General features: G+C 70.0%; 18 protein-coding genes and 1 tRNA gene. 17 read left to right on the top strand and 2 right to left on the bottom strand.

The window, feature by feature from the left end; translation table 11 throughout:
- Positions 1-6: 6 nt before the first annotated feature.
- The 10 genes from ABKA19_RS11200 (at position 7) to pnp (ending at position 12,764) form a co-directional block, all read left to right on the top strand.
- Positions 7-1,518 (top strand): NADH-quinone oxidoreductase subunit M, encoded by a 1,512-nt coding sequence (locus tag ABKA19_RS11200; protein WP_162377981.1) that lies wholly within the window; start codon positions 7-9, stop codon positions 1,516-1,518.
- A 13-nt stretch (positions 1,519-1,531) separates the two neighbouring features.
- Positions 1,532-2,980: an NADH-quinone oxidoreductase subunit NuoN gene (gene nuoN, locus ABKA19_RS11195; RefSeq protein ID WP_353688965.1), complete on the top strand. Its 1,449-nt coding sequence runs from the start codon at positions 1,532-1,534 to the stop codon at positions 2,978-2,980.
- A 302-nt stretch (positions 2,981-3,282) separates the two neighbouring features.
- Positions 3,283-3,359: transfer RNA gene (locus ABKA19_RS11190), tRNA-Met, on the top strand.
- A 224-nt stretch (positions 3,360-3,583) separates the two neighbouring features.
- Positions 3,584-4,189, top strand: a complete 606-nt coding sequence (gene rimP / locus ABKA19_RS11185) for a ribosome maturation factor RimP (protein WP_353688964.1) — start codon at positions 3,584-3,586, stop codon at positions 4,187-4,189.
- A gap of 6 nt (positions 4,190-4,195) precedes the next feature.
- Complete coding sequence (gene nusA, locus ABKA19_RS11180; protein WP_353688963.1) at positions 4,196-5,707, top strand: transcription termination factor NusA; 1,512 nt, start codon at positions 4,196-4,198, stop codon at positions 5,705-5,707.
- Between the two features lie 162 nt (positions 5,708-5,869).
- Positions 5,870-8,497 carry a translation initiation factor IF-2 gene (gene infB, locus ABKA19_RS11175; RefSeq protein ID WP_353688962.1) on the top strand — a complete coding sequence of 876 codons (2,628 nt, stop codon included), beginning with the start codon at positions 5,870-5,872 and terminating at the stop codon, positions 8,495-8,497.
- Between the two features lie 147 nt (positions 8,498-8,644).
- Positions 8,645-9,007: a 30S ribosome-binding factor RbfA gene (rbfA, locus tag ABKA19_RS11170; RefSeq protein WP_162377986.1), complete on the top strand. Its 363-nt coding sequence runs from the start codon at positions 8,645-8,647 to the stop codon at positions 9,005-9,007.
- A 100-nt stretch (positions 9,008-9,107) separates the two neighbouring features.
- Complete coding sequence (gene truB, locus ABKA19_RS11165) at positions 9,108-10,046, top strand: tRNA pseudouridine(55) synthase TruB (protein ID WP_353688961.1); 939 nt, start codon at positions 9,108-9,110, stop codon at positions 10,044-10,046.
- A 169-nt stretch (positions 10,047-10,215) separates the two neighbouring features.
- Positions 10,216-10,476: a 30S ribosomal protein S15 gene (gene rpsO / locus ABKA19_RS11160; RefSeq protein WP_162377994.1), complete on the top strand. Its 261-nt coding sequence runs from the start codon at positions 10,216-10,218 to the stop codon at positions 10,474-10,476.
- Between the two features lie 182 nt (positions 10,477-10,658).
- Positions 10,659-12,764, top strand: coding sequence for a polyribonucleotide nucleotidyltransferase (gene pnp / locus ABKA19_RS11155; RefSeq protein ID WP_353688960.1), 2,106 nt, complete (start codon positions 10,659-10,661; stop codon positions 12,762-12,764).
- A 153-nt stretch (positions 12,765-12,917) separates the two neighbouring features.
- On the opposite strand, the gene ABKA19_RS11150 is transcribed toward pnp, so the two are convergent.
- Positions 12,918-13,661, bottom strand: coding sequence for a Crp/Fnr family transcriptional regulator (locus ABKA19_RS11150; RefSeq protein WP_353688959.1), 744 nt, complete (start codon positions 13,659-13,661; stop codon positions 12,918-12,920).
- A gap of 115 nt (positions 13,662-13,776) precedes the next feature.
- Here ABKA19_RS11150 and hisS point away from each other — a divergent pair, with 115 nt between their 5' ends.
- Both hisS and ABKA19_RS11140 read left to right on the top strand, forming a co-directional pair.
- On the top strand, positions 13,777-15,201 hold the full coding sequence (gene hisS, locus ABKA19_RS11145; RefSeq protein WP_353688958.1) for a histidine--tRNA ligase: 1,425 nt from the start codon (positions 13,777-13,779) through the stop codon (positions 15,199-15,201).
- A 35-nt stretch (positions 15,202-15,236) separates the two neighbouring features.
- Complete coding sequence (locus ABKA19_RS11140; protein WP_353688957.1) at positions 15,237-17,141, top strand: HAL/PAL/TAL family ammonia-lyase; 1,905 nt, start codon at positions 15,237-15,239, stop codon at positions 17,139-17,141.
- Here ABKA19_RS11140 and ABKA19_RS11135 read toward each other — a convergent pair.
- A complete protein-coding gene (locus ABKA19_RS11135) occupies positions 17,138-18,994 on the bottom strand; it encodes a sensor domain-containing diguanylate cyclase (RefSeq protein WP_353688956.1) in 1,857 nt (618 codons plus the stop codon). The genes ABKA19_RS11140 and ABKA19_RS11135 overlap by 4 nt on opposite strands.
- Positions 18,995-19,121: 127 nt before the next feature.
- On the opposite strand from ABKA19_RS11135, the gene ABKA19_RS11130 reads away from it, so the two are divergent.
- Genes ABKA19_RS11130 through hisB form a run of 5 tightly spaced genes read left to right on the top strand, consistent with a single transcriptional unit; the run spans position 19,122 to position 23,872 of the window.
- Positions 19,122-19,451, top strand: coding sequence for a YerC/YecD family TrpR-related protein (locus ABKA19_RS11130; RefSeq protein ID WP_353688955.1), 330 nt, complete (start codon positions 19,122-19,124; stop codon positions 19,449-19,451).
- Positions 19,448-20,359, top strand: coding sequence for an ATP phosphoribosyltransferase (gene hisG, locus ABKA19_RS11125; protein WP_353688954.1), 912 nt, complete (start codon positions 19,448-19,450; stop codon positions 20,357-20,359). The genes ABKA19_RS11130 and hisG overlap by 4 nt, the downstream gene beginning before the upstream one ends.
- Positions 20,356-21,687, top strand: a complete 1,332-nt coding sequence (gene hisD, locus ABKA19_RS11120) for a histidinol dehydrogenase (RefSeq protein ID WP_353688953.1) — start codon at positions 20,356-20,358, stop codon at positions 21,685-21,687. Before hisG ends, hisD begins: the two co-directional genes overlap by 4 nt.
- Positions 21,684-22,784, top strand: coding sequence for a histidinol-phosphate transaminase (gene hisC / locus ABKA19_RS11115; protein ID WP_353688952.1), 1,101 nt, complete (start codon positions 21,684-21,686; stop codon positions 22,782-22,784). Before hisD ends, hisC begins: the two co-directional genes overlap by 4 nt.
- Positions 22,781-23,872 carry a bifunctional histidinol-phosphatase/imidazoleglycerol-phosphate dehydratase HisB gene (gene hisB, locus ABKA19_RS11110; RefSeq protein WP_353688951.1) on the top strand — a complete coding sequence of 364 codons (1,092 nt, stop codon included), beginning with the start codon at positions 22,781-22,783 and terminating at the stop codon, positions 23,870-23,872. The genes hisC and hisB overlap by 4 nt, the downstream gene beginning before the upstream one ends.
- Positions 23,873-23,882: the final 10 nt, after the last annotated feature.

The raw sequence follows: 23,882 nt of genomic DNA, 5'->3' as shown, positions 1-23,882 counted from the left end.
CGAGACGTGGCGAACACGCATCTGCTGAGTGTCCTGATCTGGCTGCCGGTGATCGGCGGCGCGCTGATCCTCGCCCTGGGCGAAACCCGGGCGGCGGCCGCGCGCTGGGCCTCGCTGGCCGTGGCGGTGGCCACGCTGCTGGCCAGCCTGCGGCTGCTGACCGGCTTCGACTACGCCGACCCTGGCATGCAATTCGTCGAGCGGCACGCCTGGATCCCGTCCTACGGCATCCACTACAACCTGGGCGTGGACGGCATCGCGGTCGCGCTGATCCTGCTGACCACCCTCGTCGGCGTGCTGGCCCTGGTCGGCGCCTGGGGCGTGGTCAACAAGCGCGTGCACCAGTACGTGGCCTCGTTCCTGATCCTGCAGGGCGTGACGGTGGGCATCTTCGCCGCCACCGACGCGATCCTGTTCTACGTGTTCTTCGAGGCCATGCTGATCCCGATGTTCCTGATCATCGGCGTCTGGGGCGGGCCGCGGCGCATCTATGCGGCGCTGAAGTTCTTCCTGTACACCTTCCTCGGCTCGGTGCTGATGCTGGTGGCCCTGGTCTACCTGTACCTGAAGGGCGGCAGCTTCCAGCTGGCCGACCTGTACGCGCTGCCGCTCACGGCCCGCGAGCAGACCTGGATCTTCTTCGCCTTCATGATCGCCTTCGCGGTCAAGGTGCCGATGTTCCCGGTCCACACGTGGTTGCCGGACGCCCACGTCGAGGCGCCGACCGCTGGTTCGGTGATCCTGGCGGCGATCGCGCTGAAGATCGGCGGCTACGGCTTCCTGCGCTTCAACCTGCCGATCACCCCGGATGCCGGCCACGAGTACGCCTGGCTGGTGATCACGCTGTCGCTGATCGCGGTGGTCTATGTCGGCCTGGTCGCGCTGGTACAGGACGACATGAAGAAGCTCGTCGCGTACTCGTCGGTCGCGCACATGGGTTTCGTCACCCTCGGCACGTTCATCGTCTTCACCCTGGTGCGCGACTTCGGCTCGCTCGACGCCGCCCGCCTTGGCCTGCAGGGCGCGATGGTGCAGATGGTCTCGCACGGCTTCGTCTCGGGCGCGATGTTCACCTGCATTGGTGTCCTCTACGACCGCATGCACACGCGCCGGATCGCCGACTACGGCGGCGTGGCCAACGTGATGCCGTGGTTCGCCGCCTTCTCGATGCTGTTCTTCATGGCCAATGCCGGCCTGCCGGGCACCAGCGGCTTCGTGGGCGAGTTCATGGTCATCATGGCCAGCTTCCAGAAGCATCCGATGGTCGCGTTCCTGGCCGCCACCACGCTCGTGATCACCGCCGCTTACACGCTTTGGCTGTACAAGCGCGTGTTCTTCGGCGAGGTCGGCAACGCGCACGTAGCCGAAATGAAGGACATCAACGGCCGCGAGGCGCTGGTGCTGGGGGTGTTCGCCGCCGGTACCCTGCTGCTCGGCGTGTGGCCCAAGCCGCTGACCGACCTGATGGAGCCGTCGATCGCGCAACTGGCGATCCAGATCGCCACCAGCAAGCTGTAAGGATTCCCAGAAGATGATCACGTCTCCCTCGATGCCGACCGCCGCCGAGCTGCTGCCGCTGCTGCCGGAACTGGTGCTGATCGGTGGCGCCTTCGCGCTGCTGATCGTGGACCTGTTCGTCGACGCCCGGCACAAGGTCTGGACCCACTTCCTGTCGGTGCTGGTGCTGGTCGTGGTGCTGGCGATGCTGGCGACCGGCCAGGGCGGGCAGGGCACGGTGATGAACGGCATGTTCGTGCGCGATACCGCCGCCGACGTGATGAAGCTGGCGATCGTGCTGATGAGCGGGCTGACCCTCGTCTACGGCTGGAGCTACCTGCGCGAGCGCGAGCTGTACAAGGGCGAGGTGCCCGTGCTGGTGCTGTTCGCCACCGCCGGCATGATGATGCTCGTCTCGGCCGGCAGCCTGGTCATGGTCTACCTGGGCCTTGAGCTGCTGGCCCTGTGTTCCTACGCGCTGGTGGCGGCCGATCGCGACAATGGCAAGGCGACCGAGGCGGCGATGAAGTACATCGTCCTGGGCTCGCTGGCCTCGGGCCTGCTGCTGTACGGCATGTCGCTCGTCTACGGCGCCACCGGCACTCTGCAGCTGGATGCGATCAACGCCGCCATCGCCGGCTCGGACGAGCGCACGCTGCTGCTGACCGGCACGGTGTTCATGGTCGCCGGGGTGGCCTTCAAGCTCGGCGCCGCGCCGTTCCACATGTGGCTGCCGGACGTGTACCAGGGCGCCACCGCGCCGGTCGCTCTGTTCGTCAGCTCCGCCCCGAAGCTGGCTGCGTTCGGCATGGCCTGGCGGCTGCTGGAGGCCGGCATGGGCCCGCTGGCCGATGAATGGAGGTGGCTGCTGGCGGGCCTGGCCGCGGTCTCGCTGGTGGTCGGCAACCTGATGGCCGTGGCCCAGAGCAACCTCAAGCGCATGCTGGCGTACTCGACCGTCTCCCACATCGGCTTCCTGCTGATGGGCCTGGCCAGCGGCGACGAGCGCGGCTACGCGGCGGCGCTGTTCTACGCCATCGCCTACGCGCTGATGTCGGCGGCGTCCTTCGGCGCGATCATCGCGCTGTCGCGGCAGGGCTTCGAGGCCGAGAACATCGACGACTTCAAGGGCCTGAACGCGCGCAACCCGTGGATGGCCGGACTGGTGCTGTGCATCATGGCCTCGCTGGCCGGCGTGCCTCCGTTCCTCGGCTTCTGGACCAAGCTGGCCGTGCTGGGCGCGGCGGTGCAGGGCGGGATGCTTTGGCTGGCGCTGCTGGGCGTGATCTGTGCGGTGATCGGCGCCTTCTACTACCTGCGCGTCATCAAGGTCATGTACTTCGACGAGCCGGTGGGCGCGCCGCTGCCGGGGCACAACGATCGCGTGCTGGGCATCGTGCTGGGCGTGAACTCGTTGGCCCTGCTGGTGCTGCCGCTGGGCCTCAACCCGATCCTGGAGTGGTGCCAGCGCGCTTTCATGTGATCCGCCGCCGCCATCAGGTCTCCGAGAAAACCCCCGGCCCCAGGCCGGGGGTTCTGCTTTGTCGGGAAGCCGGACAGGTGCGCCGGATCCGGGAGGGGCTGCCGAACTCCGTGGGTGCTGCTTCCCGGCGGGCGCACGCCAGCCATGGCCTGCTCGCTACGGCACCCGACGCACGGCATCCCTGGCCAAGGCGGATGCCTTTCAAACCTGCAGCGGGCGAACCCTCCAGGTCCACGGTTCAGGCGGCCGACGCTCCCGAGGCTTGCAATAGGTCCGGCCAATCGTCATAATTCCGCCTCTGCTGCGGGGTGGAGCAGTCTGGCAGCTCGTCGGGCTCATAACCCGAAGGTCGCAGGTTCAAATCCTGCCCCCGCTACCATGTTTCGTGGTTCCGTTTTCCCGGTGTTTCCACGGGAAAACGGCGGCCACAAAGCCTGGGCTTGCAACGGCGCATGTTCCCGCCGTTGCGCCGATTCCAGCATCATCGGATGGGAAGCCCAGGCGGGCCTCCCGTCGGACAAGGGGCCCGGTCGGGCCCTTTGTCGTTTCCGGGGTCCGGACGTCGTCCAAGCTTCCGTTTTCCGCGTTCGAGAAGCCGCCGCAATGAGCGACAAGCACAGCGAAATCACCGAGCTGCTGGGTCCGACCGTCGAGTCGCTGGGCCTGGAACTGCTTGGCATCGAATACCTGCCGGCGCCCGGCGGCGCGACCCTGCGCCTGTATATCGACGTGCCCGCTGACGCCGGCGAGGCCGCCCGCACGGTCACCATCGAGGACTGCGAGGCGGTCAGCCGCGAGGTGTCGGCGCAGCTGGACGTGGCCGATCCGATCTCCGGCAACTACACCCTCGAGGTGTCCTCGCCCGGCCTGGACCGGCCGCTGTTCACGCCAGCGCATTTCGCCCGTTTCCTGGGCGAGCAGGCCAAGGTGTCGCTGAAGCTGCCGCAGGACGGCCGCCGCCGGCTGCAGGGCAGGATCCTGCGGGTCGAGGCCGGCACGGTGGTGTTCGGGCTGGATGGCGCGGAGTTCGCGGTGGCCGCCGAGAACATCGACAAGGCGCGCCTGGTGCCGGACTGGGCCGCGCTCGGCCTGGCGCCGAACAAGTATTCGCCCTCGAACAAGGGCAAGCCCGCGCCGAAGACCGGCAACGGCAGCACTGGCAAGCAATCCTCCAACAAGCCGGCGGCCGGAAAGCCGCACGCGGGGTAAATCGAGATGAGCAAGGAACTTCTTCTGGTAGTGGACGCGGTCGCCAACGAAAAGGGCGTGCCGCGCGATGTGATCTTCGACGCGCTCGAGGCCGCGCTGGCCTCGGCGGCCAAGAAGCGCTACGTCGACCAGGACGTGGTCACCCGCGTGGCGATCGACCGCAAGGACGGCAGCTACGAGACCTTCCGCCGCTGGGAAGTGGTGGCCGATGGCGTGGTCATGGAGTCCCCGGACCGCCAGATCCGGCTGATGGACGCGGTCGACGAGGCCGACGGCGTCGAGGTCGGCGACTGGATCGAGGAGCAGATCGAGAACCCGGAGTTCGGGCGCATCGCAGCGCAGGCGGCCAAGCAGGTGATCGTGCAGCGTGTCCGCGAGGCCGAGCGCCAGCAGGTGGTCGATGCCTGGAAGGACCGCGTCGGCGAGCTGGTCACCGGCGTGGTCAAGCGCGCCGAGCGCGGCAACATCTATGTCGACCTGGGCGGCAATGCCGAGGCCTTCATCCCGAAGGACAAGGGCATTCCGCGCGACGTGCTGCGCACCGGCGACCGCGTACGCGGCTACCTGTTCGAGGTCCGCAGCGAACCGCGCGGCCCGCAGCTGTTCATCAGCCGAGGCGCGCCGGAGTTCATGATCGAGCTGTTCAAGCTCGAGGTGCCGGAAGTCGGCCAGGGCCTGGTCGAGATCAAGGCCTGCGCCCGCGATCCGGGCGACCGCGCCAAGATCGCCGTGGTCGCCCACGACAACCGCACCGACCCGATCGGCGCGTGCATCGGCATGCGCGGCTCGCGCGTGCAGGCGGTGAGCAACGAGCTCAATGGCGAGCGCGTGGACATCGTGCTGTGGAACGACAACCCGGCCAACTTCGTCATCAATGCGATGGCGCCGGCCGAGGTGCAGTCGATCATCGTCGACGAAGAGAAGCACTCGATGGACCTGGCCGTGGCCGAGGACCGCCTGGCCCAGGCGATCGGCAAGGGCGGCCAGAACGTGCGCCTGGCCAGCCGCCTGACCGGCTGGCAGCTCAATGTCATGACCCAGGACCAGGTCGCGGCCAAGTCGGAGGCCGAGCAGGCCGTGGCCCGCCAGCTGTTCATGGACAAGCTGGAAGTCGACGAGGAGATCGCCGGGATCCTGGTCGCCGAGGGCTTCAACACCGTCGAGGAGATCGCCTACGTCCCGGTCGGCGAGCTGCTGGCGGTGGAGGGCTTCGACGAGGACATCGTCGAGGAACTGCGCTCCCGCGCCCGCGACGCCCTGCTCAACGAGGCGCTGGCGGTGGAGGAGGAACTGGACGAGCACCAGCCGGCCGAGGACCTGCTGGCGCTGGAAGGCATGGACGAGGAAACCGCCTTCGCCCTGGCCTCGCACGGGGTGCGCACCAGCGAGGACCTGTCCGACCTGGCCGCCGACGAGGTGATGGAGTTCGGCATCGAAGGGCTGGACGAGACCCGCGCCGCGGCGCTGATCTTGGCTGCCCGCGCCGAGGAGATCGCCCGCCTGGAGCGTGGCGCATGAGCGCCCCGGTCCGCCTGGAGCTGGGCCGGTGAACGCCCCGGCCGCCCCCACGGAGTACGGCGAATGAGCCGGCGATGAACACCGCCCTGCAACCGCAAGGGCTTAGAATCCGCGTTTCCCTTGCTCTGCGCGAGGGGGCGCCAAACAGAGCATAGGATCCGAATGTCGCAGCAAACCACCATTCGCAAGCTCGCCGAGCTGGTCAACACCCCGGTCGAGAAGCTGCTGGAGCAGCTGGCCGAGGCCGGCATGCCCTTCAGCGATCCCGACCAGGTCGTGTCCAGCGCCGAGAAGCTCAAGCTGCTCGGCTTCCTCAAGCGCTCCCACGGCAAGGCCGAAGCGCCGGTCGAAGACGCCGCCGCGCCGAAGAAGATCACCCTGGCACGCCGCAAGGTCCAGGAGCTGACCGTCGGCGGAGGGCGCAGCAAGACCACGGTCAACGTCGAGGTCCGGCAGAAGCGCACCTACGTGAAGGCGCCCGAGGGCGCCGCCACCACCGGCGCTCCGGCAGGTTCGGTCGACGACGAGCGCGCCGAGGTGCTGCGCAAGCTGGAGGAGTCGCGCCAGCGCAACCTCGCCGAGCAGCAGCACCTGGCCGAGGTCGACCGGGCCCGGGCCGAGGAGCTGGAGCGCAAGCGCCAGGAGGAGGAGGCCCAGCGCCTCGCCGAGGAGCAGCAGCGCAAGGCCGAGGAAGAGCGGCAGAAGCCGGCCGCGACGCGCGTGCCGATCGACGAAAGCGTACCGCGCCCGCCCCGCGCCGCCACGCCCGCCCACCGTCCGGCCCCGGACCGGGGTGCCGACGACGGCCGCGGCCACAAGCACAAGACCCGCGGCTCGCACGCGATGGTTGCCGGGATCGAGGACGACTCGGCCGCCAGCCGCTTCGCCGGCCAGCTGCACCTGTCGGCCGCCGAGCGCGCGCGCCGGACCACGACCCGCCCGGGTGGCAAGCCCAAGCCGCGTCGCCAGGAGATGCGGGGCGGTTCGTCCGCCGGCGGTGCCGGCGGCTTCGAGCGCCCGACCGCGCCGGTCGTGCGCGAGGTGGCCATCGGTGACGCGATCACCGTGGCCGACCTGGCCCAGAAGCTCGCCCTCAAGGGCGGCGACGTGGTCAAGGCGATGTTCAAGATGGGCGTGATGGCCACCATCACCCAGACCATCGACCACGACACCGCCGCGCTGGTGACCGAGGAACTCGGCCACAAGGTGGTGCGCGCCGGCAACGACGACGCCGAGAGCGAGCTGCTGGCGCACGTCGAGCAGGACCAGGGCGACATGTCGCCGCGTCCGCCGGTGGTCACGATTATGGGCCATGTCGACCACGGCAAGACCTCGCTGCTGGACTACATCCGCCGCACCAAGGTCGCCCATGGCGAGGCCGGCGGCATCACCCAGCACATCGGCGCCTACCACGTGGAAACGCCCAAGGGCGTGATCAGCTTCCTGGATACGCCGGGCCACGCGGCCTTCACCTCCATGCGTGCCCGCGGCGCCAAGCTGACCGACATCGTGGTGCTGGTGGTGGCGGCCGACGACGGCGTCATGCCGCAGACCAAGGAAGCCATCCAGCACGCCAAGGCGGCCGGCGTGCCGCTGATCGTGGCGATCAACAAGATCGACAAGTCCGATGCCGACCCGCTGCGGGTCAAGAACGAACTGCTCGGCGAGCAGGTCGTGGCCGAGGATTTCGGCGGCGACACCCAGATGGTCGAGCTGTCGGCCAAGACCGGCGCCGGCGTGGACGAGCTGCTCGATGCGATCTCGCTGCAGGCCGAAGTGCTGGAGCTGAAGGCCGTGCCGGACGGCAACGCCAGCGGCGTGGTCATCGAGTCGGCGCTGGACAAGGGCCGTGGCCCGATCGCCACCGTGCTGGTCCAGCAGGGCCAGCTGAAGAAGGGCGACTACCTGGTCTGCGGCATCCAGTACGGCCGCGTGCGCGCGCTGTTCGACGAGGTCGGCGGCCAGCCGGCCTCGGCTGGCCCGTCGATCCCGGTGCAGGTGCTCGGCCTGTCGGGCGTGCCCGATGCCGGCGACGACTTCGTGGTCGTCAAGGACGAGCGCCTGGCCAAGGACGTGGCCCAGCAGCGCGACGCCAAGCGCCGCGAATCGCGCCTGGTCCAGGCCGCGGGCAACCGCATGGAAGACATCATGGCCCAGATGGGCAAGGGCGAGGGCCAGCAGGTCCTCAACCTGCTGGTCAAGGCCGACGTGCAGGGTTCGGTGGAGGCGCTCAAGCAGTCGCTGACGGCGTTGTCCAACGACCAGATCCGGATCAACGTGATCAGCTCCGGCGTGGGCGGCATCACCGAGTCGGACGCCAACATCGCCGCGACCACCAAGGCCACGGTGATCGGCTTCAACGTCCGCGCCGACGCCTCGGCCCGCCGGATCATCGAGTCCAGCGGCGTGGACCTGCGCTATTTCTCGATCATCTACGACGTCATCGACCAGGTGAAGCAGGTCGCTTCGGGCCTGCTGGGCGTGGAGATCCGCGAGGAGATCATCGGTATCGCCCAGGTGCGCGACGTGTTCCGCAGCTCCAAGTTCGGCGCGGTGGCCGGCTGCATGGTCATCGAGGGCGTGGTCAAGCGGAACAAGCCGATCCGCGTGCTCCGCGACAACACGGTCGTCTTCGAGGGCGAGCTGGAGTCGCTGCGCCGCTTCAAGGAAAACGTGGACGAAGTGCGCAACGGCACCGAGTGCGGCATCGGCGTGAAGGAGTACAACGACGTCAAGGCCGGCGACCAGATCGAGTGCTTCGAGCGCATCGAGGTCCAGCGCACGCTGTAAGCCGTGCATCGGCCGGCACGGGCCGGCCGATGCGCGAGGAACGGGACGGCCCACGCGGCCGTCCCGTCGTTTCGGGCCCTGCCGCCGTGCCGGGCTGCTACCGTTGTCTGCACCGGCACGGACCACGCGCCGGCGAGGAGTAGAGCCATGCCCACCAAGTCCTTCCACCGTACCGACCGGGTGTCGGCGCAGCTGCGCCGCGAACTGGGCACGCTGATCCACGAGGCCGTGCGCGAGCATGGGCTGCCCTCGGTGAGCGTCTCCGACGTCGAGGTCACCCGCGACCTGGCCCATGCCAAGGTGTTCGTCACGGCGCTGCTGCCCGACCGTTCGGCCGAGGCGGTCAAGGCGCTGAAGGAACTGGGCAGGGAACTGCGCATGGAGCTGGCCCGGCGGGTCAAGTTGCGCCACGTGCCCGAATTGCATTTCCACTACGACGACTCGGTCGACCGCGGTGAGCGCATCGAGGCGCTGCTGAAGGAAAATCCGCCGATCGACCCCGAGTCGTAGGCCTGCGCCCGCTCCGGCTGCCCTGGCGGCGCCATCCCCTCCGCCGGCGGCGCGGCGCGATCGCGCCGCTGCGGCGGGCCGCACAGGTCGTGCCATGACCATGAACCGACCCAAGATCCGCTTCCGACCCCTCGACGGCATCCTGCTGCTCGACAAGCCTGCGGGGATGAGCTCGAACGCCGCCCTGCAGGCGGCGCGGCGGCTGTTCCGGGCCGAGAAGGGTGGCCATACCGGCAGCCTGGATCCGCTGGCGACCGGGCTGCTGCCGTTGTGCTTCGGCGAGGCGACCAAGCTGGCCGGGCTGCTGCTGGGCTCGGACAAGGCCTACGAGGCCGGCATCGTGCTGGGGGCCACCACCGACACCGACGATGCCGACGGCCAGCCCCTGCGCCGGCGGCCGGTGCCGGCGCTGGAGCGCGCCGCGCTGGAGGCCGCGCTGGCTCCGTTCACCGGGGTGCTGCAGCAGCGTGCGCCGGTCTACTCGGCGCTCAAGCAGGGCGGTGAGCCGCTGTACGCACGGGCGCGCCGGGGCGAGGCGATCGAAGCGCCCGTGCGCCAGGTGGAGGTCCGCGCGATCGAACTGCTGGACTTCGCCGGCGATCGGCTCCGTATCCGGGTGACCTGCGGAACCGGCACCTACATCCGCAGCCTGGCGCGCGACCTGGGCGAGTCCCTGGGGTGCGGCGCGCACATCGCCAGCCTGCGCCGGCTGTGGGTCGATCCGTTCAGGGAGCCGCGGATGCACACCCTGGAGGAACTGGAGGCGCTGGCCGAAGGGGCGGGCGAGGCCGCGCTGGACGCCTGCCTGGTGCCCCTGTCGGCCGGATTGGCCGGCCTCCCGCGGGTCGAGCTGGAGGAGGGGGAGGCGGCCCGGTTCAGCCTGGGGCAGCGCCTGCGCGGACCCTGGCCGGCGGCCGAGCCGGCCGGCGTGTTCACCCGTGGCGGCCGGCCCCTGGGCCTGGGCAGCGTCGACGCGGACGGCCGCCTGTCGCCGCAGCGCCTGTTCCGGCAGGCCCTGGAGCCGGGCTGCGGCGGCTAGCGCCTTGTCCGGACCGGGTGCCCGCAGGTACAATTCGCGCGCCTGTTTTCCGGGCCAATCCCTTTCCGCCCATTGCCCTGTTCTGCCGGGCGGGGCGGCCATCCGCAAGCGGCGGGTCAGGCGGTGCGCCCAGCGCGTTCCTGCCGGCCTCGCATCCAGAGAAGAAACCATGTCCATCGATACCCAGAAGATCATTGCCGACAATGCGCGCGGCGCCAACGACACCGGCTCGCCGGAAGTCCAGGTCGCCCTGCTCACCGGCCGCATCGAACAGCTGACCGAGCACTTCAAGACCCACAAGAAGGACCACCACAGCCGTCGTGGCCTGCTGCAGCTGGTCAACCGCCGTCGCAGCCTGCTCGACTACCTCAAGCGCAAGGACAACGAGCGCTACAAGGCCCTGATCGAGAAGCTCGGCCTGCGTCGCTGATGCAAGACCCCGCCGCGGCGCAGAGATGCGCCGCGGTTTGCATTTCGGCACCCGCAAAGAAAACCCCGTAGTCGGTCCGGCCGGTCCGGACGCACCATCGCCAGCGGCCGGGCTCTCCGGCCACCCGGTCGCGGCAAGGGCCGCCCCCGGTCAATCGCAAGCAGAATCTCCAAGGAACCAACGTGGCAAAAATCACCAAAACCTTCCAGTACGGCAAGCACCAGGTCACCCTGGAAACCGGCGAGATCGCCCGCCAGGCCGGCGGTGCCGTCATCGTCAAGTTCGATGACACCGTGCTGCTGGTCACCGCCGTGGCAGCGAAGTCGGCCCGCGAAGGCCAGGACTTCTTCCCGCTGACGGTCGACTACCAGGAGAAGTTCTATGCCGGCGGCCGCATCCCGGGTGGCTTCTTCAAGCGCGAAGGTCGTGCCACGGAGAAGGAAACCCTGATCTCGCGCCTGATCGACCGCCCGCTGCGTCCGCTGTTCCCGGAGGAGTTCCGCAACGAAGTGCAGGTCATCGCCACGGTGATGTCGCTGAACCCGGAGATTGACGGCGACATCCCGGCGCTGATCGGCGCGTCCGCCGCCGTCGCCCTGACCGGCGCGCCGTTCAACGGCCCGATCGGCGCCGCCAAGGTCGGCTACATCAACGGCGAGTACGTGCTCAACCCGACCGTCAGCGAACTGAAGAACTCGAAGCTTGAGCTGGTCGTCGCCGGTACCTCCAACGCGGTGCTGATGGTGGAGTCCGAAGCGGCCGAGCTGTCCGAGGACGTGATGCTGGGCGCGGTGATGTTCGGCCACCGCGAGATGCAGAAGGTCATCAACATCATCAACGAGCTGGTCACCGAGGCCGGCACGAAGACCTGGGACTGGGCCGCCCCGGCCAAGAACGAAGCGCTGATCTCGGCGCTGAAGGAAGCCGTCGGCAACCAGCTCGAGGCCGCCTTCCAGGTCCGCGACAAGCTGCAGCGCCGCGACGCCATCGCGGCGATCAAGAAGGACGTGTTCCAGCAGCTGGCCGGACGCGCCGAAGCCGACGGCTGGACCGCCTCGGCCATGTCCAAGGAGTTCGGCGAGCTGGAATACCAGACCATGCGCGGTTCGGTGCTGGCGACCAAGGTCCGCATCGACGGCCGTGCGCTGGACACCGTGCGCCCGATCACGTCGAAGGTCGGCGTGCTGCCGCGCGTTCACGGCTCGTCGCTGTTCACCCGTGGCGAGACGCAGGCGATCGTCGCGGTCACGCTGGGCACCGCCCGTGACGGCCAGATCATCGACGCGGTCTCCGGCGAGTACAAGGAGCACTTCCTGTTCCACTACAACTTCCCCCCGTACTCGGTGGGCGAAGCCGGCCGCATGATGGGCCCCAAGCGCCGCGAGATCGGCCACGGCCGCCTCGCCAAGCGCGGCGTGCTGGCGGTGATGCCGACCATGGAAGCGTTCCCGTACACGATCCGCGTGGTCTCGGAAATCACCGAGTCCAACGGCTCCTCCTCGATGGCTTCGGTCTGCGGCAGCTCGCTGGCGCTGATGGATGCCGGCGTGCCGATCTCCGCACCGGTCGCTGGCATCGCGATGGGCCTGGTCAAGGAAGGCAACGACTTCGTCGTGCTCTCCGACATCCTCGGCGACGAAGACCACCTGGGCGACATGGACTTCAAGGTGGCCGGTACCCAGAACGGCGTGTCCGCGCTGCAGATGGACATCAAGATCGAGGGCATCACCGAAGAGATCATGAAGCAGGCGCTGTCGCAGGCGAAGGCCGGCCGCCTCCACATCCTGGGCGAGATGGCCCATGCGATGACGGCACCGCGCCAGGAGCTGAGCGAGTTCGCGCCGCGCCTGATCACCATCAAGATCCACCCGGACAAGATCCGCGAGGTGATCGGCAAGGGCGGTTCGGTGATCCAGGCGATCACCAAGGAAACCGGCACCCAGATCGACATCCAGGACGATGGCACGATCACCATCGCCTCGGTGAACGGCGCCGCCGGCCAGGCGGCCAAGGCCCGCATCGAGCAGATCACCTCCGACGTGGAGCCGGGCCGGATCTACGAGGGCAAGGTCGCCAAGATCATGGATTTCGGCGCCTTCGTGACCATCCTGCCGGGCAAGGACGGCCTGGTCCACGTGTCGCAGATCTCCAACGACCGCGTCGAGAAGGTCGGCGATGCGCTGAAGGAAGGCGACCTGGTGAAGGTCAAGGTCCTGGAAGTCGACAAGCAGGGCCGCATCCGCCTGTCGATCAAGGCGGTCGAGGAAGGCGAGGGCGTGACGGAGTAATCCGCGCGCTCCCTAGCTGGTACGAGAAAGCGGGCTCCGGCCCGCTTTTTCTTTGGCCGTTTCCGCGGTTCCAGCAGCGCGCTGGCGGGCGTTGCGACGACGCATCGCGGCGGATCCGGGCATCGCCGGCACACCGGGTCGTGCAATGCCGCCTCAGGCTGCTTCGAGCGCCTTGAGGCCGGCCGGATCGAGGATTTCCACCACGTAGGTGCCCGGCAGCGCGATCAGCCCGCGCGTGCGCAGCGCCGTGAGGCTGCGGCTGACCGTTTCCACGGTCAGGCCGAGGTGGTCGGCGATGTCGGCGCGCGGCATGGGCAGCGCGACCGCGGGCCCGGGGTTGCCGGCGCGCGCCTGGCGCGCGGCCAGCCTGAGCAGGAAGTCGCCCATGCGCTCGATCGGGGTCATCCGCGCCAGCGACATCATCTGCTCGCGGGCGGTGTCCAGTTCGACGCAGGCGCGCTCCAGCAGCTTGGCCTGCAGGTGCGGATAGCGGGTGCCCAGGCGCTGCATCGCGTCGGCGCCGAAACGGCACAGTTCCGTCACGGCCAGGGCCTCGATGTCGTGCTGGTGGGTGGGGGCGCCGCTGAGGCCGACGAAGTCGCCCGGCAAGGCGAAGCCGGCGACCTGGCGGCGGCCATCGGCGGACACGCGCACCAGGCGCAGGGCGCCGCGGGTGACGGTATACACGTGGCGGCGGGTCTCGCCCTGGCGGGCGAGCACCGCCCCGGGTTCGAGCGCCTGCACGCTGGCTGCCGTCTCGAGCGCCTGGATCTCCTCGGGCGACAGCGCCGAGCACACCGCCAGGTGGCGGACCTGGCAATGCAGGCACGGTCCCAGCGGGCCGGCGTCATCCGGTGGCGGGGCCAGGCAGGGGCTGTCGAACGGGGGCCAGGACATGCGTCGCGTCGCTTGATCGGTGTGCCCATGATACCGGCGCGAGGACGCGCGCGCCGAACGGGTCCCGCCCCGGCCAAGGTAGAATTGCCGCCCCAGCGCGTGAGGAGTTTCCCGCTTGATCAGGCCCCGCACCCCGCCCGGCGTCATGGAGCTGCTGCCCCGCGAGCAGATCGCGTTCCAGCGCATGCTCGACGTGATCCGCCGCAACTACGAGCGCTTCGGCTTCCTGCCGGTGGAGACGCCGGTGTTCGAGCTCTCCGACGTGCTGCTGACCAAGTCCGGGGGCGAGACCGAGCGGCAGGTGTACTTCGTCCAGTCGACCGGCGCGCTGGCCAATGCCGCGGCCGGGGCCGAGGCCGGCAAGCCCGAGGGTGGCCTCCCCGAGCTGGCGCTGCGCTTCGACCTGACCGTGCCGCTGGCGCGCTACGTGGCCGAGCACGAGCACGAGCTGAGTTTCCCGTTCCGACGCTACCAGATGCAGCGCGTGTACCGCGGCGAGCGCGCCCAGCGCGGCCGCTTCCGCGAGTTCTACCAGTGCGACATCGACGTGATCGGCAAGGACGCGCTGAGCATCCGCTACGACGCCGAGGTGCTGGCGGTGATCCATGCGGTGTTCGCCGAGCTGGGGATCGGCGCGTTCCGGGTGCAACTCAACAACCGCAAGCTGATGCGCGGGTTCTTCGAGGCCCAGGGCGTGTCCGATCCGCAGCAGCAGGCGCTGGTGCTGCGCGAGGTCGACAAGATCGACAAGCGCGGCGCCGATTACGTGCGCGAGGCGCTCTGCGGGCCTGGTTTCGGCCTGCCCGCGGCCGCGGTGGAGCGGATCCTTGCGTTCGTCGAGATCCGTTCGCAGTCCCACGATGATGCACTGGCCCACATCGCGCGCGTGCTTGAGGAGGCCGGCGGCTCGGCCAGCGCGACCCTGCGCGACGGCGCGGGCGAGCTGCGCGAGGTGCTGGAGCTGGTGAAGTCGCTGGGCGTGCCTGAATCGGCCTACTGCCTCAACTTCTCCATCGCCCGCGGCCTGGACTACTACACCGGCACGGTCTATGAGACCCAGCTGGTCGACCACCCGGAGATCGGCTCGATCTGCTCCGGCGGGCGCTACGAGGACCTGGCCAGCCACTACACCAAGTCGAGGCTGCCGGGCGTCGGCATCTCCATCGGCCTCACCCGGCTGTTCTGGCAATTGCGCGAGGCCGGGCTGGTCGACGGCATCGCCGAGAGCAGCGTGCAGGCGATGGTGGCGCTGATGGACGAGGCGCAGCTGGCGGAGGCGCTGGACATCGCGCGCCACCTGCGCGCCGGCGGGATCAACACCGAAGTGCAGATGGAAGCACGCAAGGTCGGCAAGCAGTTCCAGTACGCCTCGCGCGCGGGAATCCGCTTCGTCGTGCTGGCCGGCGCGGACGAGCTGGCGCGCGGCGTGGTCGCGGTGAAGGACCTGCTCCGCGAGCAGCAGTTCGAGGTATCCCGCGACGAACTGGCCGGCACCTTGCGGGTGGAACTGGAACAGGCCCGCGCCCTGGCCGGCCGTTGAGCCGGCCGCCCAGGCACGCAACACGGAACACGAACATGCAGACCATCCGACTCGACGGGCAGTCCCTGACCCGTGACCGCCTCGTTGCCGTGGCTGGCGGCGCAGCGGTCGAGCTCGACCCGCGCGCGCTGGCCGCGGTCCGGCGCGCCGCCGACTTCCTCGCCGAGCAGGTGCGCCGCCAGGAACCGATCTACGGCGTCTCCACCGGCTTCGGCAGCAATGCCGACAAGCTGCTCGGCGCCCATCCGCTGCGCGACGAGCTGCCCGGCGCGACGCCATCGGGGCGGTCGCTGCACGAAGAGCTGCAGCGCAACCTGATCGTCACCCATGCGGTGTGCGTGGGCGAGCCGATGGCGGCCGACGTGGTGCGGGCGATGCTGTGCATCCGCATCAACACCCTGCTCAAGGGCCATTCGGGCATCCGCGTGGAGACCCTGCAGGCGCTCACCGCGATGCTCAACGCCGGCATCGTGCCGGTGGTGCCGCAGCTCGGCTCGGTCGGTGCCTCCGGCGACCTGGCGCCGCTGTCGCACCTGGCGATCGTCCTGCTCGGCGGCGGCGAAGCGTTCTTCGAAGGCCAGCGCATGGCCGGTGCCGAGGCGCTGCGCCGCGCCGGCCTGGCGCCGGTGTCGCTCTCCTACAAGGAAGGCCTGGCGCTGAACAACGGCACCGCGCAGATGCTGGCGATGGGCGTGCTGGCGCTGCACCGCCTCGAGCAGATGCTCGACACCGCCGACCTTGCCGCGGCGATGACCATCGACGCCTTCGCCGGCCGGCTGGGGGCGTTCGCCGCCGAGGTGCATGCGTTGCGTCCGCACCCGGGCCAGGTGCAGGTGGCGGCGAACCTGCGCCGGCTGCTGGAAGGCTCGACCCTGGCCGACATCGCCTACCACCTCGTGCCGCGCTTCCGGCAGTGGCTGCCGTCGAGCTGGTCGCCGTTCCCGCAGGCCGGCGCCGACGCGCAGGCGCTGCGCTTCGACATCGGCTGGGACTGGGTGCCCGCCGACCAGCGCCATGGCCGCGAGAAGTTCTACCTGCGCTTCCTGCCGTTCCGCGGCGGGAAGAAGCACCAGCCGCAGGACAGCTATTCGCTGCGCTGCATCCCGCAGGTCCACGGCGCGGTCCGCGACGCGGCCGCGCAGGCCGCGCGCGTGCTCGACATCGAGCTCAACGCGGTCACCGACAATCCGCTTGTGTTCCCGGACAAGGCCGACGCCACCCACGTGGAGGAGCAGGTCATCTCGGCCGGGCATTTCCACGGCATGCCGCTGGCGCTGGCGCTGAGCTACGTGAAGGCGGCGATCCCGACCCTGGCTTCCATCTCCGAGCGCCGGCTCAACAAGCTGGTCGACCCGGCGACCAATGACGGACTGCCGGCATTCCTGATCGGCAACGAGGACGGCACCGAGTCGGGCCACATGATCGTGCAGTACACGGCCGCGGCGATCGTCAACGACCTGGCCAGCCGCGCGCACCCGGCCTCGGTCTACTCGGTTCCGACCAGCGCCAATGCCGAGGACCACGTGTCCATGGGCGCCAACGAGGCGCGCCACGTGCTGGCGATGGTCGAGGACCTGGGCAAGGTGCTGGCGCTGGAGCTGTACACCGCCGCGCAGGCGCTGGACCTGCGCCGGGACATGATCAACGCCGCACGGGCCCTGGCCCGCGGTTCGGATGCCGCGGCCCTGGCGACCAAGGTGCAGGGTGGTCCCGCCGCCGGTGCGCCCGGGCGCGAAGGTTTCCTCGGCGAGGTCGAGGCGTTGCGCGCCCAGCTGGCCGGTGCCGATGCGTTCCACCCGGGTACCGCGGTAGCGGCCGCCCATGCCCGGATCCGCGCCGAGGTGCCGTTCCTGGACCGCGACCGCGCGATGGACGGCGAAGTGGCGGCGATGGTGGCGCTGGTCGCCTCCGGCGCGCTGCTGCAGGCGCCGCCGGCCTAGCCGCCGGCCACGCGGACCTGGTCGCGGCCGCCGGACTTGGCCGCGTAGAGAGCGTTGTCCACGACCTGCAGGGCCATGTCCGTGGCGGCGTGCTCGTCGGCGCCGGTGTCGACCGCATGCACGCCGATGCTGGCGGTGACGGTCACCAGCGGTCCGCGGGTGCGGAACGGTTCCTCGCGCAGACGCGCGCAGATGTCCTCGGCGATCTCGCGCGCGTGGTACACGTCGATGCCGGGCAGGGCGGCGATGAACTCCTCGCCGCCGTAGCGCGCCACCAGCGCGCCATGCGGCCGCAGCACCCCCTCCACCAGCCGCGCACTGCGGCGCAGGCAGTCGTCCCCGACCAGGTGGCCGTGCCGGTCGTTGATCTGCTTGAAGTGGTCCAGGTCGATCATCATCAGCGACAGCGGCTGCCCCTGGGCCTTGGCGGCCTCGAGCAGCGTTTCGAAGCGCTCGCGGAACCAGCCGCGGTTGTACAGGCCGGTCAACGCGTCGTGGCGGCTGGCCTCGCGCAGCCGTCCGTGCGCCGTTTCCAGCTGCTCGAGCGCGGTGCGCAGCTCGCTGGTGCGCTCGAGCACCTGCGATTCGAGCTGCAGCTTGGCCCGGCGCACGATTCGCTCGTTCTCGTTGCGCAGCGCCGCGTAGCGGTAGCTGAGCGCGATCGACAGCAGCAGCATCTCCAGCGCCGAGCCGATCTGCACGCCGTAGACGGTCAGGAACGACTTCGGCAGCAGGCCGAAGGCCAGCGCGGTGAACATGCCGGTGCCCAGCAGGAACATGCCCCAGGCCAGCAGGAACAGCAGCGCCGAGCGGTCGCCGCGGCGGAACGCCACCAGGGTGACGGTCAGGATCCAGGCGATGCTCAGGAAAACCGAAGCGGCCGCCAGCGGCGTGGCGATCCGGTACGGCAGCCAGAACGAGGCGATCCCCAGGGCCATGTAGAACGCGATCACCGCGATCGATATCCAGTTGCCGGCCGGCCACACGGCGCGCAGGCGCAGGAACACCCGGGCGAACTGCTGCATGCCGATCTGCGCCAGGCAGATCGACAGCGGCACCGACAGGTCGGCCAGCCACGGCGAGTCCGGCCACAGGTACTCGAAGCCGAGGCCGTTGAGCGTCATCAGCACCAGGCCGAACGCGCTGAGATGGAACAGGTACCAGAAGTAGCTGGCGTCGCGCAGCGCCAGCCAGAGCACGAGGTTGTAGACGAACAGGGCGATCAGGATCCCGTAGTACAGCCCGATGCCGAACTGCGCATCGCGCGAGATCTCGATGAAGGCGGTGGGCGTGTGCAGGGTCAGCGGCACCTGCATGGAGCTCTGGCTCTGCACCCGCAGCAGTACGTCCACGCGTTCGCCGACCGGCAGGTGCAGCATGAAGTTCGGATAGCGGTAGCTGACGCTGCGGGCGCCGAAGGGCAGGTGGTCGCCGCCGCTGCGATGGACGATGCGCCCGTCCGCGTAGCGCAGGTACAGGTCGAGGCGGTCGCTCAGCGGGTATTCCTGGACCAGCAGCCAGTGCGGCTGGGTGCCGGCGCGGTTCACCACCGGAACGTGGAACCAGTAGGCGCCCTGCTGGAAGCCGAATGCCGCGCCAGCGTCGGGCAGCGGCTCGAAGCGGGCGGCGTCCAGTTGCCGCCAGGCTTGCGCGGGCGTCATCCGGCCGTCCCCGTCATGCAGGTAGCGGGTGTGCGTGCCGAGCGGCCACTGTCCCTGCTCCGCCTCCAGGCGCAGGGGCTCGGGAGCCGCTGGCGCCGCCGTTGCCGGCAGGGCAAGGGCCAGCGCCAGCCAGGCGAGCAGGACGGCGATCCCGCGCCGGGCCCGACTCTTGGCGTGCTTCCGCTGCTCCATGCGCTCCCCGGAAAGGCCTGTGCCCCATCGCCTGGGCGACCGGCGCAGTGTAGCGGCCACGATGCTTGACCAGTGACCAATTCGTCATCTAATGTATTAGCACGTTAATACATTAGGCAAGCCAGCCATGAAGCGGCGAACCCGGGACACTGCAGACGACAGCGAGGCCAGGCTGGAGGCCCTGGCCGTGGCGCTGGCCGGATTGCGTGGGGCGGAGGCGTTCCAGGCCTTCCTCACCGACCTGTGCACGCCGGCCGAGCTGGAGGCCATGACCGACCGCTGGCGGGTCGTGCCGCTGCTGCAGCAGGGCATGCCGTACCGCGAAATCCACGACCTGACCCAGGTCAGCGTCACCACCATCGGCCGGGTCGCACGCACCCTGGAGCGGGGCGCCGGCGGCTATGCGCTGGCACTGCCGGCCGACGCGAACGCGACCGTCCGCAAGGAATCCCCATGAATCCCCCCCTCGGCACCGCCTCGCGCGACCGCCTGCGCATCGCGATCCAGAAGAGCGGCCGCCTGGCCGAGCCGGCGCGCAGCCTGCTGGCGGCCTGCGGCCTGAGCTGGCGCGAAAGCCGCGACAAGCTGTTCTGCTATGGCGAATCGCTGCCGGTGGACCTGCTGCTGGTCCGCGACGACGACATCCCCGGCCTGATCGCCGACGGCGTCTGCGACCTGGGCGTGGTCGGTCGCAACGAACTGGACGAGCAGGCCGGCGAACGCGAGCGCAACGGGCTGGCGCCGGCCTATCGCGCGCTGCGCGGGCTGGGCTTCGGCCAGTGCCGGCTCATGCTCGCCGTTCCCGAGGACTGGGGCTGGCAGGGTCCGCAACAGCTGCAGGGCCTGCGCATCGCCACCAGCTATCCGGCGATCCTGCGCCAGTGGCTGGAAGGGCAGGGCATCGATGCCCAGGTGGTGGAGCTGTCCGGCTCGGTCGAGATCGCACCACGCCTGGGCACCGCGGACCTGATCTGCGACCTGGTATCCAGCGGTGCGACGCTGGCCGCCAACCACCTCAAGCCGGTGGAAACCCTGCTCGACAGCGAAGCAGTGCTGGCCGGTCCGGCCGGCGGCTTCGACGACGCGCGCGCCGGGCTGGCGCAGATGCTGCTGCGCCGGGTGGATGGCGTGCTGCAGATGAAGGACCGCAAGCTGCTGATGTTCAGCGCGGAGCGCGAATCGGTGCCGGCCCTGGCTCGCCTGCTGCATGACGCCGGGCCGCTGGTGGAACTACCGGGCAGCAACGGCGCCCTGTCGCTGCAGGCGATGTGCGACGGCGCCGTCAGCTGGCAGCGGCTGGAAGAGCTCGAGCGTGCCGGTGCACGCGGGCTGATGGTGCTCGCGGTCGAGAGGTCGCTGGCATGATCGCGCGCACCGCCGACGACGCCCTGCCTTGGAGCCGGCTGGAATGGTCGGCGCTCGATGAATCCGCTCGCGCCCGTGCATTGACCCGTCCGGTGCAGGTCGTGGCCGCGGCCACGCGCGAGGCGGTGGCCGCGGTGCTCGCCGACGTGCGCGGGCGTGGCGACCAGGCGCTGCGCGAGCTGACCCTGCGTTTCGACCGGGTCGAACTGGATGCCTTCGAAGTGGCGCCGGCCGAGTTCGCCGCGGCCGAGGCAGCGGTCGCGCCCGCGCTGCGCCAGGCCATGGTCGAGGCGGCGCAGCGGATCGAGGCGTTCCATCGCGCCGGCATGTCCGCCGGCTATGCGGTGGAGACCGCGCCGGGCGTGGTCTGCGAACGGATGATCCGTCCCGTGCCGCGCGTCGGCCTCTACGTGCCCGCTGGCAGCGCGCCACTGCCGTCGACGGCATTGATGCTGTGCATCCCCGCGGCGCTGGCCGGTTGCCCGCAGGTCGTGCTGTGCACGCCGCCGCGCAGCGACGGCACGGCCGATCCGGCGGTCCTGGTCGCGGCCCGGCTGGCGGGCGTGCACCGGGTGTTCAAGCTCGGCGGCGCGCAGGCGGTCGCGGCGATGGCTTTCGGCAGCGAAAGCGTGCCCCGGGTCGACAAGATCTTCGGGCCCGGCAACAGCTACGTCGACGAGGCCAAGCGCCAGGTGGCCCAGTCCGGTGCCGCGGCGATCGACATGCCCGCCGGTCCGTCGGAGGTGCTGGTGATCGCCGACGCCGGCGCCGATGCCGCCTTTGTCGCCGCCGACCTGCTCTCGCAGGCCGAACACGGGCCGGACTCGCAGGTCCTGCTGCTGTCCGACAGCGCCGCGCTGATCGACCGGGTCGAGCAGCAGCTGCACGCGCAGCTGGCCGCGTTGCCGCGCGCGGACATCGCGCGCCGCGCGCTGTCAGCCTCGCGCCTGGTCCGCGTGGATTCGCTGGCCGACGCGTTCGCCATCAGCAATGCCTATGCGCCCGAACACCTGATCCTGGCGCTGCGCGAACCGCGTGCCTGGCTCGACCGGGTCGAGGCCGCCGGTTCGGTCTTCCTCGGCGACTGGACGCCCGAGGCGCTGGGCGACTATTGCAGCGGCACCAACCACGTCCTGCCGACCAGCGGCGCGGCGCGGGCCTGGAGCGGGGTCAGCGTGGCCAGCTTCCAGAACAGCGTCAGCGTGCAGGCGGCCAGCCGCGAGGGAATCCTCGCCATCGGCGGATGCGCGGTAACGATGGCACGGGCGGAGGGGTTGGACGCGCATGCCAACGCGGTCGCCTTGCGGCTGGAGGCGGCGGACGCATGAGCAGTCCCATGGATCCGGGCAGCTTGCTCGGCCTCGTCCGCGAGGACCTGCGCGGCTTCGGCGGTTATGCGTCGGCGCGCACGACCGACCTGCGCGGCGAGGTCTGGCTCAATGCCAACGAAAGCCCGTGGCCCAACCCGGCCGACGCCACCGGCAGCAGCCGCCGCTATCCGGAGCCGCAGCCGCCGGCATTGCGCCAGGCGCTGGCCCGCCTGTATGGCTGCGATCCTTCGCAGGTACTAGTCGGGCGCGGCAGCGACGAGGCGATCGACCTGCTGGTGCGCGCCCTGTGCGCACCCGGTCGCGACGCGATCGTGGTGACGCCGCCGGTGTTCGGCATGTACGCGGTCAGTGCGCGGCTGCAGGGTGCGCCGTTGCTGGAAGTGCCGCTGGTCGACGGGCCGGACGGATTCGCGGTCGACCTGGATGCCGTGGCCACCGCGGCCGGGCACGGTGGGGCCAAGCTGGTGTTCCTGTGCTCGCCCTCCAACCCGACCGGCGGCAGCGTGCCGCTGGAAGGGATCGCCGCGCTCGCGGCACGGCTGGCCGGGCAGGCGCTGGTGGTGGTCGACGAGGCTTACGGGGAGTTCTCGGACCAGCCGTCGGCCACCGGACTGATGGCGGCGAACGCGAACATCGCGGTGCTGCGCACCCTGTCCAAGGCCCACGCGCTGGCGGCCGCGCGGATCGGCGTGCTGATCGCCGATCCGGTGCTGGTCCGCGTGCTGCGCGCATGCCAGGCGCCGTATCCGGTGCCCACGCCGTGCGCGGAACTGGCGCTCGAAGGGCTGGCCGGCGAGGCGTTGGCGCGCACCGCGGCGCGCGTGGCCGAGGTGCGGCGCGAGCGCGTGCGCCTGCAGGATGGACTGGCGGCGCTGCCCGGCGTCCTGCGGGTCTATCCCTCCGACGGCAACTACCTGCTGGTGCGCTTCGCCGATGCGGACGCGGCCTTCGCCCGGCTGCTGGCCGCCGGCGTGGTGGTGCGCGACCAGCGTGCCGCGCCGCGGCTGTCCGATGCGCTGCGCATCAGCATCGGCACCCCCGAACAGAACGACCGCGTGCTCGCCGCGCTGGATGCCAAGGAAGCCGTCGCATGAGCACGCGTGGGATCAATGGCCCGGTCCTGTTCCTCGACCGCGACGGCACCTTGATCGAGGAGCCGGCGGATTTCCAGATCGATGCCTACGAGAAGCTGCGATTCGTGCGCGGCGTGATCCCGGCGCTGCTGAAGCTGCGCGACGCCGGCTGGCATTTCGTGATGGTCACCAACCAGGATGGCCTGGGCACCGACAGCTACCCGCAGGCCAGCTTCGACGGCCCGCATGCACTGATGATGCAGGTGTTCGAAAGCCAGGGCATCGTCTTCCACGACGTGCTGATCGACCGCAGCTTCCCGCACGAGAACAGCCCGACCCGCAAGCCGGCCATCGGCCTGGCGCTGCCCTACATCCAGGACCGCGGCATCGACTGGAAGCGCTCGGCGATGGTGGGCGACCGGCCCACCGACAACCAGTTCGCCGCCAACCTGGGGATCCGCGCCTTCCAGCTGAAGACCCCCCAGTTCGGCGGGGAGTGGGACTGGGCCGGAATCGCGCACGAGCTGGCCGACGCCCCGCGCCGCGCGCTCGTGCAGCGAAGCACCCGGGAGACCCGGATCCGGGTGGAGGTCGACCTGGACCGGGCCGCCGATCCGCAGGTCCACACCGGCCTGCCGTTCTACGACCACATGCTCGAGCAGATCGGCAAGCACGGCGGCTTCGAGCTCAAGATCCACGCCGAAGGCGACCTGCACATCGACGAGCACCACACCATCGAGGACACCGCCCTGGCCCTGGGCCAGGCCCTGCGCGAGGCGCTGGGCGACAAGCGCGGGATCGGCCGCTACGGGTTCACCCTGCCGATGGACGAGACCCGGGCGAGCGCGGCGCTGGATTTCAGCGGCCGGCCGTACCTGGTCTACGAGGCGCAGTTCAGGCGCGAGCGCGTGGGCGACATGCCGACCGAACTGGTGCCGCACTTCTTCCGGTCGCTGTGCGATGCCTCCGGAATGAACCTACACCTCAGCGTCGACGGCGACAACGACCACCACAAGATCGAGGCCAGCTTCAAGGCGCTGGCGCGCGCGCTGCGCCAGGCGATACGCCGCGATGGCGATGCGCTGCCTTCGACCAAGGGGGTGCTGTGAGCGCGGTTCC

This window comes from Pseudoxanthomonas sp. Soil82, from assembly GCF_040446535.1.
Taxonomy (GTDB): domain Bacteria; phylum Pseudomonadota; class Gammaproteobacteria; order Xanthomonadales; family Xanthomonadaceae; genus Pseudoxanthomonas; species Pseudoxanthomonas kaohsiungensis.
Note: the sequence above shows the minus strand (reverse complement) of the source record. Positions and strands in the feature narration are given on the sequence as shown.